Origin of the sequence: Hymenobacter chitinivorans DSM 11115, assembly GCF_002797555.1 — a bacterium.
GTDB classification, from domain to species: domain Bacteria; phylum Bacteroidota; class Bacteroidia; order Cytophagales; family Hymenobacteraceae; genus Hymenobacter; species Hymenobacter chitinivorans.
Genome location: NZ_PGFA01000002.1, coordinates 629,605 through 644,056, shown reverse-complemented (window position 1 = coordinate 644,056; position 14,452 = coordinate 629,605). Strand labels below are relative to the sequence as shown.

The window sequence follows — 14,452 nt, the reverse complement described above, 5'->3', positions numbered from 1 at the left end:
TCTCCGCCTTTCGTTAGCTTACCACTATGAAAGCAATTCTACTCGTTATCCTATCGAGCACCCTCTTATTTGGCTGTGCTACTTCTAAGCCACCCGTCGTGACGCAGACGGTTCGAGATGAATCCGTAGATGATGTGGTCATCAACCTGTTTACGACCCCTTCTGCGGATGGGGCAGATTTAAGATCATCGCCAGATGAGTCCGCCTCGGTTGTGACTCACTTCTCTCCGACTCGTCAGATCATGGTGAAGCGGACTCGTCGGAAGCAATGGGCAATCATCGACTACAATGGTGTGGAAGGCTACATCCTGTTGTCGCAACTAGCGCCGTTCACCGCTCCCAGTACTCCTTACAGCTCAGGTAGTAGTTCTGGGGGCTCTAGTTCTCCAAGCCGCAACATCCAAACCGGACCCAGAGGAGGTCAGTACTACATCAACAAGAACGGCAATAAGACCTACATTAAACACTAGACACGAAAAAGCCCCTACCACATAGGCAGGGGCTTTTTATTTGCACAGGTTGCGCGTTCTTCTGGTGTGCCGTGACAGGCTTGAGCTCCTGGGACGCGGGCGCAGCTTGCTGAGCAGCTTTAGCGGTCAGATTAGCACCCTGCGCGGGCCATGAACGAGTATCGTTTGTGCGGGAAAAAATCTGGAAAAACAAGAGGACCCCGCGTGAGCGAGAGTACCGGGTATACCAGGAACTACCCCCCCGTACTTCGCGGCAACCGACCCACCCCCCACCTCATGCAGCCTCGCGTGATGCCTGGCGAGTTACATCGTTTACGTTTAACTGCTGCAGAGTTATGAAACACCTCCTTCACCCGGCCAGTCGCCGGCAATGCCGTATGCGCTTGTTGCTCCAGGGCAGTAGCGGATCTGGCAAAACCATGAGTGCCCTGCTGGTCGCCTACGGTCTGGCCGGCGACTGGGCCAAAGTAGCCATCATCGACAGCGAGCGGGGTTCAGCCCACCTCTACGCGGACTTGGGTGCGTACCAGGTTCTGCCGCTTACAGCTCCCTTCACCCCGGAACGGTACATGGATGCGCTGGCTACCTGTGAACAAGCGGGAATGGAAGTTATCATCCTGGACTCCATCACCCACTGCTGGGAGTACCTGCTCGACTACCACGCCAGCCTGCCGGGCAATTCCTTCACGGCCTGGAGTAAGGTTACGCCGCGTCACAATGCCTTCGTGGACCGACTGCTACGCTCCCCGGCCCACATCATTGCCACCGTGCGCTCGAAGACGGAATACGCTCTTTCGGAGAAGAACGGTAAGCAAGTGCCCGAGAAGCTGGGCATGAAGAGCATCCAACGCGACGGGCTGGACTACGAGTTCAGCCTGGTGTTTGAGCTGGACGCGAAGCACCATGCCGTAGCCAGCAAGGACCGCACCCGCCTGTTCGTGGACCAGCCCCCGTTCCGGTTAGGGGAAGGCACCGGCCAGGCGCTGCTGGAATGGTGCGCTGCCGGCCTGCCGGCTCCGGAAAGCGAGGACGATGTCCGTCAGTCCATTCGCCTTTGTCAGACACTGGATGAGCTGCTGGCACTCTACTACCGCCTGGAGCCCGCGTACCAGGTTGCCCTCAAGGCCGAGTTCCAGGACCAGAAACAACACCTGCAAACCCTGTCCGACGCTCCCAGCAGCGTGGGCAATAACAAACTCTTTACTCAACCCTCACAACTCTCCACTCATGGAAACCTCGCTCATTCGGCTTAGTGCCACCCCAGCTCCAATGCACATCCTTCAGGAGGTCGACCCGCAAGAGTCGGCCTCTTTTGCTTCCTCCACGTCCCGCGCCTTCATCGAGGCCAACACGACAGCAACCAGCTTCTCAGAAATCCGGCGGGACCATATCATTCCGGTCTTCGTGAAGGACAACGAGCCGCTGATCAGCCAAGCCGACTTCATCCAGGTCACCGCGCAGGCTGTACGCGACGTGTTTCGCGGGGAAGAGATTCTGACACCGCAGATCCGGGTATCTCACCCGATTAAGGGCCGTATTCCGGATGCCAAGGACAAGCCGGCCAGTCAGCTACAGGACTGGGAGCGCACGCTGTACTACGAGCGCATGATGTTCGCTATCGAGATACCGAGCATGTTCGATACGATCGGCGGCAACCGGCTGACCCTGATCGTGGGTGGGGTGAAAGCCTACAACCTGGACAACCTCTATAACCGCAAGGGAGCCGTGGAGCACTTCAAGCTCTTCGTGGGCTTCGAGAACATGGTCTGTACGAACCTCTGCGTCCGGACTGACGGCTGCATGGGGGACGTGCGCGTGAGCAGCCTAGAGCAGCTGCAAAAGGCCATCATCCAGCTGCTGCAGTCCTATGACCTGCACCGGCACCTGCGCCAGATGCAGGCCCTAACGGAGTACTCCCTTACCGAGCAGCAGTTCGCCCAACTTATCGGACGGTGTCGGATGTATCAGTACCTGCCGGCTGCTACCAAGCAGCACATTCCGGCGCTGCTCTATGGAGACCAGCAGTTGGCCAGCGTTTGCAAGGACTACTATCGTGACCAGAGCTTTTGCCGCGAGCCAAACGGCGACATCAACTTGTGGCGTCTCTACAACCTGTTCACCGGGGCCAACAAGTCCACCTACATTGACCAGTTTCTGGACAGGTCAGTCAACGCCCTGGATTTTGTTCAACAGGTACAAGGAGCACTCAATGGTCGCATGACCAACTGGTACTTGAGCTAAGCCACTTCTCAGAAACCCGTTTCGGCAGCATACGAGCCGGACGGGTTTCTGACTTGGGGAGTGAAGCGGGTAAATGGCTCTTCATCACCTGGTTCACTTGACTCAGCGCTCCACCGTGAACCATCCCGTCAGGCTTGGTTTTGGGTAAGGCTGTTACGCGTCCACTCGACTTGCTCTGCTACGGAGTTACCCGCTGCTAAACGGTGAAGCAGAGACTTCACCATATAGTCCGTCTGTGCATAGTTCAGAGTGGGGTTGCTCTCAATCACCTCCTGTGCTAGTTCCTGGTAGTACATCAGGTTACGCGCCAGGTAGTATGCTTCCCCTTCAAAGCTGGGGGTTTCGACACTGTTCTTCTCCTCTAGGTACTGCGCAACCCAGTTGGCGAAGTCGTCGAGGGCATCCAAGTCGACCTGAACGATTTTTCCCGCTTTCCACAACATAGGGGCACGCTGCTCGAAAAGCTTGACCCACTTTTTAAGGGAAAGGGGTGGGAGCGTCAGCTGCAGTATCTCTATTGCGTGTGTCATCGCCTGCATACGCTCCACAGGGGTAGCTTCAGCATACGCTAGGAGTTGAGTCGAGTCGAATGAGGTAGGTGCCATGGTGCGTGTAGGAGTGAAAGGGCGAAATAACTACCCGCGCAAGTAAAACATAAAAACGGAATAAGGGCGTATACGCCCTTATTCCGTTTAGTAGCTTGCGACAGCTTGCCGTGTGAAAAACCCGGCGGGTCTCAAAGCCTTTTCTGATCGATTGCGGTACTTGCGTAAACAACGCGGGTACTCTCAGCAGAAGCTGGCCGACATCGCCAACGTAGAGCAGTCCACCATCAGGCGGATTGAACGTGTACAGCTCGCGCCAACACTCGACCTGCTGATTTCCCTCAGCCGTGCGTTAGAGCTGGAGGTGCGTGACTTGGTTGATGACCCAGCCATAACCAACTCCGACACGGAGATTTAAGTACTATCGGCTCTCTCAAAACGCGGGCGCCAACAAGTCCCTTTCCTACCCGTTGAGTTCCGGGACTACTCAGTGAATACGCTTGATTGCGCAATGGCGACAGAGGGTACCGTAACGGCCGCAACACAAGCAGGTCTATGAACCTGCGCATGACCGTAAACATGCAGTCGACTTGTTGAAACACTAAGTTGGTTTGTAGTCGGCGACTTCCATGCCAGCGAACTTCACTTCAGCATGAAGTAGTACCCTTGCCGTACTCCTCTAACCCACCAAAGCATCATGCTGCCCAGAGCCGGGTACTGCTCTCGTCCCAATCAACTCCTACTAGCCGCTCCTCTCTATCAACCCTACCCTCAACTTCCACATGATTACATGTGTGGAGAACGGTACCATTTTTGGGACTTGCCGTCAACAGTGGCAGCCCATCTGGGCAGAGCGACTGAATGTGCTCAGCCATGAGCAAGTCATACGGATGCGGCCCTTCACGCAGCTTGGCTTGCTCCTGAAGCAGGCGGTAGTCTCCTTGCCTACGCTTGAAAGTTGATTTGGGAACGTGAGGTCGTACTCCTTCCCACCACGCTAGGTCTGCGCCTGAGTAGAGGAGCGCGCCATCAGCTATGGATAGGTCTGAGTAGTCAAACGGAAGTCGGCGAACGGTTTTTCCCCACTGCTCATGCACATAGGCAGCGACAGTATTGAATACATCGGGTGCCACCAAGTCTACCAGAGTCAGTGTGGTGCGTCCGGTGAGCTTGTTCAGGACGCGGACACGCGTAAACACAACCTCGAACCTCAAAAGGTGACGACAACCTATTGGCAATGGGATACCCTGGCGGGCAGCGTATGCTCCCTTGTCGTAGTACTTAAGCCTGTAATCAGCGTGTACTGCAAAGTATTCTAACGGCCGCAGGCAACCTGTTGGGGGAGCTAACGGATAAAATCGGCTTTTTTTGTGGTAGCTCAGTGTTTCCAGAAAAGGAAGCGGCGAGGAGGGGACGACGATGTTTACTCCCGCTTCGAGCTTCCGCGTTACGAAAGCCTCAGGAGGCAGTCCCAGGGCAGAAGCAAGGTCAATGCACGCGTCTACTGCTTCATCTGCGTTAAACATGCCGACGTTCGACCCCTGTGCGAAGCTGTGCAGGGAACCCCGTACAGTGCCCCAGTATTGGCCGGGGACGTACTCGATACGCAGGTTACGGTAACGAACCTGGATGCGTCCTCTTTCATCAGTCTGGCCATCGTTGCCGGCAAAGGCAGACGATTGTGCCAGAGCGTCTTCAAACTCCTGAACAGGCTCGGGAAGGCGAAAATACAGGTGTAGGTTATCGTACACGTCTTTACGCAACTGCCCGAAACGGCTTGTGGTGGTGCTTCAGTAGCAAGCGGTCGATTTCTTCCCGGTTGTAGTAGATTTTCCCAACAACCTGGCTGAACCCAATCAGCCCCTCATCGCGCCACGTCTGTAACGTGCGCCTGCTGATCTTGAGCAAAGCGGCGGCTTCGGTACTGTCCAGCCATTCGATGGCGGTCTTCTTACGCTCTTCCTCCATGAGCTTCTTCATGTAGATAAACGTGTTCTGCTGAAGCTGCTTGAACGCTTCGTTGTGTAGTACTACTACTTCCATATGGGGTGAAGTGAAATGGTCGTTTCGGTTTGACAATGCGAAATAACCGTGTAGATCACCTCTACAAAACCCCCATCACTACTACCTGTAGTAGACTTGTAGTAGCCCTGCGGTGTCTGGCACAGGAAAAAGCCGTAGGCTCTATCTGTACGCCACTCTCACCACATCACCCCTAGACCAAAATAGGCAACAGATTTTGCGCTCCCTGTAGTGAGTTCTACACGAAGCTTACCGGAGCACACTGCCGAGTTCTCTAATCTCGTCCCTCTTGGGCGTGTTTTCATCCTTGACTCCTGTACTCACCAGTTCACTGGCGGTGAAGCTGTCGCCATTACGATGGACAAAACACGCAGCTACCGCGACCCACTTTTTGGGCTTGTTGTCTCCAGGGAGCTTCAGCTTAGGCACAATCGTTTTGAAGAGGTACTGAAGCTGCTTGTTGGTCCCCGTCCACGTGACGGGTTTAAGGACAACCTTCCCCGAGAATATCGCCCTGAAGTCCTCAATTGAGGTATCGGGAGCAATTAGCTGAAGCTCACTGCGTAATTTGTGAAACAAGTCACCCAGATAACGGCTCGTCAAACCCTTGTCCTCTGCGCTGCTACCCGCCTCCACGCACTTGTACTGATAGCTAACAACCGGCTCCTCTTCAGTAGTAGGTGCTTCTATTGAGCTCGTTCCGGATTGCAGCGGACTATGTGAGACAGCAAAGTCTTTAATGCTGACCAGGGCTTTGAAGACGCATGGGTACCTATGGTACACCTGCTGTTCGGAGACGATGTTAATCAGTCCCTCCACGTCCCGCATCAGCTGCTTGAAGGCGGCCGTTCTCTCAGCCTGAGACCCCGAAGTCACCTGCTTGTAAATGCGAACTATACTCTTTTCGGTCTTCTCTGGTATCTGAGCACACACCTCTTTCCCAAAGTCGCGGGTTATTGAAACAGAGGGCTCAAACAGAACCGACTGTTTGTAACTAAGCGTTTCTGCTTCGGCATCGTACTCGACCTCGCTCCACTCCTCCCCTATACGCGGTGTGGATGTTGTCATGCGGGTGTACTCGTGGTGAAACGCATTGCGTCGCTGGATGAGCTTTCCCCGTTCTATTAGCCGCATGAAGTACAATAAAGCCGACTTTGGTTCCTTCATGAATATCAGTTGAATGCGTCCATCGCCTGGTCGAGCTTCTCGTTGACGATTTTCGCGTAAATCTGTGTCGTGTTGATAGAGTGGTGACCCATCAGCTTGGACACCAACTCAATTGCTACCCCCTTCGTCAGGGCTCTCGTTGCGAAAGTGTGCCGCGAACTGTGAAAACTGATGTGCTTCTCGATTCCCGCCCGCTCAGCGATGATCTTCAGGTTCTTGTTGGCATAAGCGGTTGCCGACGAGATGACTCTGTGCAGCGCCCTGGGGTCAGTGTAGTCGACATACGTATGAAGAAAAGGGAAGATGTAGTCAGATGGCTTACCCCCATCGTGACGGTAGAGCTGCAGTATCTCCAGCGCCCTGTTCGGCACCTTGACCGATACAGCATCGTTCGTCTTCTGCATCGTGATACGGATGTGGGTACCCGAGAAGTTGCTCCACCTGAGCTGGAGCAGGTCGGAGATCCGCAGGCCACCCGCGTAAGCAGCGAAGACGAACAGGTTCCGATGGTGCCAAAGCTTAAGGCCCTCCTTCAACGGCAAGGTCCACAACGCCTCTAGCTCGTCTTCTGAGAGGTATGATTTAGTCGTCTTCTCCAACTTGAGCTTGAACTTCCGAAACGGGTCACGGGCAACGGAAAACAAGTCCTCCCGGATAGCGTCGTTGATGAGCTTACGAAAGATCTTGAGGTTGGAGTGAATGGTATTGACCGAGTTTCCCAGCTCGTCGTGTAAGTAGTCCTCATACTGCTTCAGGAAGCTGACCGTGACCTCGTCGAAGAGCAAGTCGCTTGTCCCCAAGAAAACCTTGAGTTTGGAGAACACAGCTGCAGCTTTGGTCAGTGAGCTAATCTTACCAGTTTTCTCCAGCGTGTGCAGGTGCTTTTCGAAATACTTGAGGAAGCTCTCCGACGACTGCCCCATGATGGTGTTCTTGATTTGGACGGGCGAAACGAACTTCGACTCCCGCTGCATATCCAACGCTGTTGCATCTGCTTCGGCGAGCTTAGCAGATAGGTAAGCGTTTGTGTGTGCCATTTTAGGGTGCGACTTTTTCACACGCCCTAAGTCGCTGTTCCAATCTTGCGGCTTCACCCGTAGACCAATGGAGATGTACTTCGGCTTCCTGTCCTTAATAATGCGCAGGTACACGGGTGCCTCACCGGCCTTATTTATCTTCTCCTCCATCAGGAGTACCTTTACACTTGCCATGTGGTTAGGGACGTTGTTACCCTACGAAGGTACATCCAAGCCGTGAAAGGTAAAACAACAGGTAAAACATTACCCTCAAACCAGTACAAAAACGTGCAACTAGCAAACAACCCCCGCAGCCTTTAAACGGCCTTTACGCTGGAAATAATGCGCAACCGTACGCAAGTATGCTACAAGTACGGAGTCCTTATACGACCACAGAAAAGGCCTCTAGCAGCACGCTAGAGGCCTTTTTGTTTTTGCCCGGGAACCCCGCATTACCCCCAGCCCTACTGCTGCCGCACCCGTAGCACGCCGGCAATATCCACTTGGGGCGGCAACACCCCGCTGCGGGCAAAGTCGGCCCAGAGCTGCCGCACCGGCCGGCCGGCTTCTTGCACCTGTTCCCAGGTGGCCCGGCCCAGGATGGGCGCAAACGACCAGCTGGCCTGGGAGCCCAGTAACAAGGGCAAATCGATGGTGTGGGCCGCGCCAAATGCACTACCGGGTGGCCGAAACAAGACCAGAAAGTGGTAGGCCCGGCCCCCAGCCCGGGCGTGGCGGCGCGCAAAAGCTTTGGTAGCCCGCAGATACACCAGCCGGGAACTGATGGCCACCAAGGGCCGCGCCAACAGCCGCCCCAGCAGCGGCAGGCTCAGCAGACGGCGGTACTTAGGGTCGAGCACCGCAAAAAACCGGGTTTCTTCGGCCGTAGCTCCAATCAGTACATCCACTCCGGGCGCGGCGGCTTGCCAGGCCTTGTCCACATGACCCTCCTCAGGCAGCGGATGGGCACCATACTGCGTGCCGAAGGGCATGCCGCTTTTCAGGCCAAACCGCCGAGCAGCTTGCGTTACGGTACTTTCGCGGGCCAGCACCTCATCGATAGTGGCCGTGGGCTCAAAGCTGCCCGCGGCCTGGGCCATGGCCCGGCTCATTGCCTGCCGGTTGCGCGACAACCCCAGCGGGGCGCTGTGCATAATCACGCGCCTGAACAGGCCCTGGGCGCCTTCGGCCACCATCAGGTGGGCAATGGCGTCGGCACCGGCCGACTGCCCAAACAGCGTAACCAAGTCCGGGTTGCCCCCGAAGGCCGGGCTATTGCGCTGCACCCAGCGCAGGGCTTCGAGCAGGTCTAGCAGGCCCAGGTTGGGCGGCGCCCCGCCCTGCTGCCCCAGAAAGCCCAATAGTCCCAGCCGATACGTCACGGCCACAAACACAAGGCGCTGCTCGCTCACCCAAACGGCCGGATCATACACGGGCAGGTCGCCGGCCCCGGTTACGTAGGAGCCGCCATGCACCCACACCACGACCGGCAGTTGCTCGTCGGGGCGGTAGTCGGCCGGGCGCGTGACGGAAAGGCGCAGGCAGTCCTCGTCGTAGCTGATGCCCGCAAACAAGCTTCCCAGGGCGGGGGCCAGCAAGGAATCGGCTACCTGCGGGCAGGCCGGAGCCGGGGCCGTAGCCAGGATTGGGGCCGTAGCGGGTGGTTCGGCTACCGGGGCCTGAAACCGGACGGCCCGGGCGTAGCGGATACCGGTAGCGCGCAGCACGGCCCCGTCGTGCCGGCCAATAATGTGGCCGGCGGGCGCGTGAAAGTGAGCAGAATTAGCGGAGGTCATACGCAAAGGTACGCCCGGTTAAACCGAAAGGGGCAGCATTAAGCCCCCGCAGAGCTTCTCCATTCCACTGCCCGGACTACCCGCTCTGCCAAGGGTTGCTGTATTGCCGCAGCTGAGCAACCTGCTACGCTTCCGAGGTCATTGGTGATGGGCCAACCCCGTAGAAATGCGCTACAGTAGCAAATAGCTCGTGCTTGGTACTGCCTTCAAAGCAGACGGCAGAAAAGCCAGGCTTGCCGCGGGGCGGCGCCACTACTCCGGCAGTGGCGACTCATTAGGTGAAAGTAGGGCGGCTATTTTCTTGCTTCTCTTGAGCCCCGGCCGCTTGCGGCGGTGCCGGGCCCGTTGCGCCCGAATTAAGAACAACTTCCAATCCTGTGGATCAGCTGGAAAAGGCGCAGAAAGCGGGTCACCATGGCGCAGATAGTGCCAGAAGTCACGTATAAATTGACCTATCACGTAGCAGTTACAGAAAAATAGATAGGCTAGAGTAAACCGTGCTGAAGCTATGTATAACTCAACCAAAAGCTCAACGCACACGGGAGCTTTTGGTTGACAAAAAATAATGGAACAGACTGCTTTTGCACCGGCTACTAAGCCAGCAGCTTACGGGGTTAAACAAACGGCACCCTTGCAGGTGGGCTTGATGAAGGTAATTCTGCCAAATACTGTAAGCAAAGCTTTCCCCAAAGTATGGCAGCAGTTTGGTTGCCACCGCTGCTCTCAAGCCAAACGTCAAAAGCCCTGATGGTTACACCAAGGCTTTTGACGTTTGTACCGGCGTGCCGGTGCTGACTAGCGCTTAGCTCTGGGAGCAACCGGCTTCCGGACCGTAGTACCCGGCCTTACGGCCTTGCGGGTGCCGGTTTTGGTTGTCGGCGCTTTGCGGAGGGCCTTTTTGCGGACGGAGCGGGCCTTGCCGGCTTTGGCGGGCGTGCTGGTTGGTTGGGCACCGTATTTGGCCTGGGCCGCATTCTTGCCCGAGCTGACAAACAAGTCGAACTCCACGCGGCGGTTGCGGGCCCGGCCGGCGTCGGTGGCGTTGCTTACAATGGGGTAACGCGGGCCGTAGCCACGCATCTCGATGCGGTTTTCGGCCACGCCCTTTTCCACCAGGTAGCGCCGGGCGGCGGCGGCCCGCTCCCGGGAAAGCGCCAGGTTGAAGGCAGCCGGCCCCTTGTTATCGGTGTGGCCGGCAATGCTGAGGGAATAGTCGGGGTAGTCGCTCAGCACGGGTACCAAGGCATCGAGCGTGGGGTACGAGGACGGCAGCAGCACGGCCTTGTTGGTTTCGAAGCGGATGGAGCGGGTGGCGGCCTGCAGGCTGCGGCGCACTTCGGCCCTGATTTCGGGGCACCCGCCGTTGCTGGCGGGTCCGGCGCTGTTGGGGCAGCGGTCCGCGGCGTTGAGCACTCCGTCGCCGTCGGTATCGGTGCTGGCCGGGGCGGGAACCGGAGCCGCTGGAGCTACGGCGGTGCTGTCGGTGGTGTCGGCTACGGGGCAGCCCGAAGCATCCACGGTAGCACCGGCGGGCGTGTCGGGGCACTTGTCGTCGGGGTCAATGATACCGTCGCTGTCGGCATCGGGGCAGCCCTGCCGGTCGATGCTGCCGGCAATGTCGGGGCAGTTATCTTCCGAGTCGGTCACGCCGTCGTTGTCTTTATCGGGGCAGCCGCGCAGCTCGGCCACGCCGGCCTCGGTGGCGCAGGCGTCGAGGTAGTCGGGCACACCGTCGGCGTCGCCGTCGAGCGGGCAGCCATTGTCATCCACCAACACGCCAGCCGGGGTATTGGCGCACTTGTCGAGGCGGTCCGACACGCCGTCTTCGTCCATATCCAGGGCCTGACCCAGGTTAAACGTCAGCCCGACGCTGTGCTGCAAGAACCGGTCGGCCCAGCGGGGCGTACCTGCTTCCACGGTGCCGTCGAGGTTGGCGTACATCGGCAGGTGCTGGCCACTTTGCACAAATACGCTTACCCCGGCCCCCAGGCGCAAACTGATACCGGCGGCGGCAAACAGGTCGACGTAGCCTTTATCGAGGTCGATGCGGGCCCCGCCGAACTGCCCGGTTCGGCTAGCGTAGGTCCAGCCCGGGGCGGCCAGCAGGTAGGGCTGAATCAAGCTATTTTCCTTCAGGGCCCAGCCGTTGTTGAGCTTGAGCTTGAAGCCCAGATTCACGTTAATTAGCGTGGTTTTGAAGTGGGTATTCTCGCTTCGGCGGCCAGTCAGCTCCCCGTACAACACCTGGGTGCTTAAATCCAGGCCTTTGCCCAGATACTGATTGATGACCAGGCCAGGCGCGAGCTGCGTATTGTCGAGCTTCCAGTAGTCGGAGCCAAAGTCGCCCTGGTACTGCAGGCCGTTGGCCACCAGGCCCAGCCCGGTGCGCCGCTCCGACGTTTGGGCCTGGGCCGGGGGCGCCACCAGCGCCGCCAGGCCCAGGGCCGTTACCACAAATTGAAAACGGAGTAGCAAGTGCTTCATATTAGGGGAGGCGGAGGTACACCGAAGCGAAAGGGCCGGCGGGGGTGTAAGCAATACCGGCGAATTCGGGAACCGAACTTTAATAATACATTTATTCCGCAACTAACGCTACGGGAATTCGACTTTCGGCGGCGCCTCCACTTCCTGCACTGCCCTTATCCGGCTCTGGCCGAGCCCGTAAGCATAAAGCCCCGACTTCGTTGCCGAAGTCGGGGCTTGGTGGGTGGTGGCGCCGGGCCTTAGTCGGCGCGCAGGTTGCGGATGGGATTGGTAGTAGCGGCCTTCAGGGCCTGGTAGCTCACGGTGAGAAAGGCCACGGCGGCGGCCAGCAGCCCCGCCGCCCCGAAGGCCCACCAGGGAATACTGATGCGGTAGGCAAAGTCCTGCAGCCAGCGGCTCAAAGCCAGCCAGGCCAGCGGGAAGGCAATAACGGCCGCCACCCCGACCAGCAGCAGAAACTCCCGGGAGAGCAGCCCCACGATGGTCAGCACGTCGGCGCCGAGGACTTTGCGGATGCCGATTTCCTTTTTGCGCCGCTCGGCCGCGTAGGTGGCCAGCCCAAACAGCCCGAGGCAGCCCACGAAGATGGCCACGCCAGTAAAGGAGAAGAGCAGGGTCTGCAGCTTGTCTTCGGCCTGGTACAATTGGGCGAAGTTGTCGTCCAGGAAGCGGTACTCGATGGGCGTCTCGGGGCTAAATTTGGCCCACACCTGCTTGACGCCCTCCAGGGAGCTGCCCAGGTTGTCGGCCTTGAGCTTGACGGCCACTTTCCAGTAAGCCGGCGGAAAAATCTGCAGCACGGCCGGCTCCAACCGGTCGTAGAGGCTCTTGTAATGAAAGTCCTTGACCACGCCGATAATCTGGCCTACTTTGAGCGAATCGGGGTTTTTCTCGTTCCATACGGGCCACTGCACCTTCTGGCCCAGGGCCTGCTGGGGGCTGCCGAAGCCAAATTCGCGCACGGCCGTTTCGTTCAGGATAAAGCCGTGGTCCTGGTCGGTACTCAGCGCCCGGGAAAAGTCGCGGCCGGCCACTAGCTGCAACCCCAGGGTCTTGATGTAGTCGTAGTCCACCATCAGCTGGGTAACGGAGTGCTCTTTCATTTCGCCGTTGGTGGGCACCTGCAGCCCGTCGCCGGCCACCTGGTCGCCGGGGAAGCCGTAGCCGATGCTGACGGCCGCCACCCCGGGCACCTGCTGGAGCTCGTGCTTGAAGGTTTCGTAGTGCTTGGTCATGTTCTCGCCCCGCATGGGGAAAAACATGATTTGCTCCCGGTTGAAGCCCAAATCCTTGTTGTGCAGATACGACACCTGCCGGAACACGACCAGGGCGCACACAATCAGGAAGACCGACAGGGCAAACTGCACCACTATCAGGCCGTGCCGCAGCCACTGCACCCGGCCGAAGATACCGTCGGTAACCACCGCGCTTTTCAGCACTTTCACCGGCTGAAAGCTCGACAGCACCAGGGCCGGGTAAAAGCCCGCCACCAGGCCCACTACCACCGTGAGCAGGGCCAGCCCGCCGAGCAGGGCCGGATTGCGAAGCACGTCAAAGGTCATGGTCTTGCCGGTAAAAGCGTTGAGCGAGGGCAGCAGCAGGGAGGTCAGCACGGCGGCCAGCACCACGCTGGCCAGGGTGAGCAGCACCGTTTCGCTCAGGAACTGCAGCATCAGCTGCTGCTGGCTGGCCCCGATGGTTTTGCGGATGCCCACTTCCTTGGCCCGCTGCATGGATTTGGCCGTGGCCAGGTTCACGAAGTTGAAGCCCGCAATCAACAGAATAAAGCCCGCAATAAGCGCCAGGGCCTTCACGTAGGTGATGTTGCCCTTGATGGCCGAGTCGTACTTGAAGCTGGCCGAGTACAGGTGCACCTCGCGCAGAGGCTGCAGATACGGCACTGCAGTGAGCTTGTCCTTCTCGCTCAGCGTGGGCTGCACTTTCTCCACGAGGTAGCGCTGCAGCTTGGCCTGGGTTTGGCGGGCGTCGGCGCCGGGCCGGAGCTTGACGTAGGTGTAAAACTGCTGCCAGCCCCAATTGCTCATGCGCGGCTTGGGCAGCTGCGCCGCGGCCATCGGGAGAATGTAGTTGACTTTGCGGTGAAACTTGTCGAGGCCGTTTTGCAGCACGCCCTTCACCACCAGGGTCGACTTATTGATCTTCAGCTCCTGGCCGACGGGGTTTACGTCCCCGAAAAAGGTGCGGGCCACGTCCTCGGCCAGCACCACCGACGTGGTGCCGTCCAGGGCGCCGGCGGCCGAGCCGTACTTAAAGGGCAGCTGAAAAATGCTGAAAAAGGTGGAGTCCGCAATTATGCCGTCCTCGACGTAGATTTTCTTCTCGCCTACTTCCAGCAGATTCAGGCTGGAGCCGGTCATCAGAATGCGCATCGTTTGCTCGACCTCCGGAAACTCCTGCTTGAGGGAGGTGGCAAACATGGGCGACACCGAGCTGAAGATTTCGGGCGTTTCGGTTTTGGTTTGCTGAGTGTAGACGCGGTAAATCCGGTCGGCGGCCGGCACGAACCGGTCGAATTGCAGCTCGTCGTGCACGAAGAGGCCGATGAGCAGGCAGGCCGTCAGGCCCAGGGCCAGGCCGGCAATGTTGAGAAAGGAAAAGCCCTTGTGGCGCACCAGGTTGCGGTAGGCCACAAGCAGGTAGTTTTTAAACATGGTCGTACCAGTTGGGTAGTGGTGGACGAATAGGAGGAA

General features: G+C 58.1%; 11 protein-coding genes. 4 read left to right on the top strand and 7 right to left on the bottom strand.

Annotated features, from left to right (window positions below):
• Nucleotides 1-26: 26 nt before the first annotated feature.
• From CLV45_RS25015 to CLV45_RS16360, 3 genes are all read left to right on the top strand, one after another.
• Nucleotides 27-470, top strand: a complete 444-nt coding sequence (locus CLV45_RS25015; protein WP_157807586.1) for an SH3 domain-containing protein — start codon at nt 27-29, stop codon at nt 468-470.
• A gap of 335 nt (nt 471-805) precedes the next feature.
• A complete protein-coding gene (locus tag CLV45_RS16365; RefSeq protein ID WP_100337531.1) occupies nt 806-1,723 on the top strand; it encodes an AAA family ATPase in 918 nt (305 codons plus the stop codon).
• A complete protein-coding gene (locus tag CLV45_RS16360; RefSeq protein ID WP_245882891.1) occupies nt 1,698-2,711 on the top strand; it encodes a DUF3871 family protein in 1,014 nt (337 codons plus the stop codon). The genes CLV45_RS16365 and CLV45_RS16360 overlap by 26 nt, the downstream gene beginning before the upstream one ends.
• 128 nt (nt 2,712-2,839) lie before the next feature.
• Here the strand turns inward: CLV45_RS16360 and CLV45_RS16355 are convergent, their stop codons facing one another.
• Nucleotides 2,840-3,316, bottom strand: a complete 477-nt coding sequence (locus CLV45_RS16355) for a hypothetical protein (RefSeq protein WP_100337530.1) — start codon at nt 3,314-3,316, stop codon at nt 2,840-2,842.
• A 112-nt stretch (nt 3,317-3,428) separates the two neighbouring features.
• Between CLV45_RS16355 and CLV45_RS16350 the strand changes: the two genes are divergently transcribed.
• A complete protein-coding gene (locus CLV45_RS16350) occupies nt 3,429-3,674 on the top strand; it encodes a helix-turn-helix domain-containing protein (protein WP_100337529.1) in 246 nt (81 codons plus the stop codon).
• A 1,337-nt stretch (nt 3,675-5,011) separates the two neighbouring features.
• On the opposite strand, the gene CLV45_RS16330 is transcribed toward CLV45_RS16350, so the two are convergent.
• The 6 genes from CLV45_RS16330 to CLV45_RS16305 form a co-directional block, all read right to left on the bottom strand.
• Nucleotides 5,012-5,299, bottom strand: a complete 288-nt coding sequence (locus tag CLV45_RS16330; protein ID WP_100337525.1) for a helix-turn-helix domain-containing protein — start codon at nt 5,297-5,299, stop codon at nt 5,012-5,014.
• A 228-nt stretch (nt 5,300-5,527) separates the two neighbouring features.
• Nucleotides 5,528-6,445 (bottom strand): hypothetical protein, encoded by a 918-nt coding sequence (locus tag CLV45_RS16325; RefSeq protein ID WP_157807585.1) that lies wholly within the window; start codon nt 6,443-6,445, stop codon nt 5,528-5,530.
• A 5-nt stretch (nt 6,446-6,450) separates the two neighbouring features.
• Nucleotides 6,451-7,656, bottom strand: coding sequence for a site-specific integrase (locus tag CLV45_RS16320; RefSeq protein ID WP_100337523.1), 1,206 nt, complete (start codon nt 7,654-7,656; stop codon nt 6,451-6,453).
• 269 nt (nt 7,657-7,925) lie between these two features.
• Nucleotides 7,926-9,257, bottom strand: coding sequence for a carboxylesterase family protein (locus CLV45_RS16315; protein ID WP_100337522.1), 1,332 nt, complete (start codon nt 9,255-9,257; stop codon nt 7,926-7,928).
• A gap of 795 nt (nt 9,258-10,052) precedes the next feature.
• Nucleotides 10,053-11,741: an OmpA family protein gene (locus tag CLV45_RS25565; RefSeq protein WP_100337521.1), complete on the bottom strand. Its 1,689-nt coding sequence runs from the start codon at nt 11,739-11,741 to the stop codon at nt 10,053-10,055.
• Nucleotides 11,742-11,980: 239 nt separating this feature from the next.
• Nucleotides 11,981-14,413 carry an ABC transporter permease gene (locus CLV45_RS16305; RefSeq protein ID WP_100337520.1) on the bottom strand — a complete coding sequence of 811 codons (2,433 nt, stop codon included), beginning with the start codon at nt 14,411-14,413 and terminating at the stop codon, nt 11,981-11,983.
• Nucleotides 14,414-14,452: the final 39 nt, after the last annotated feature.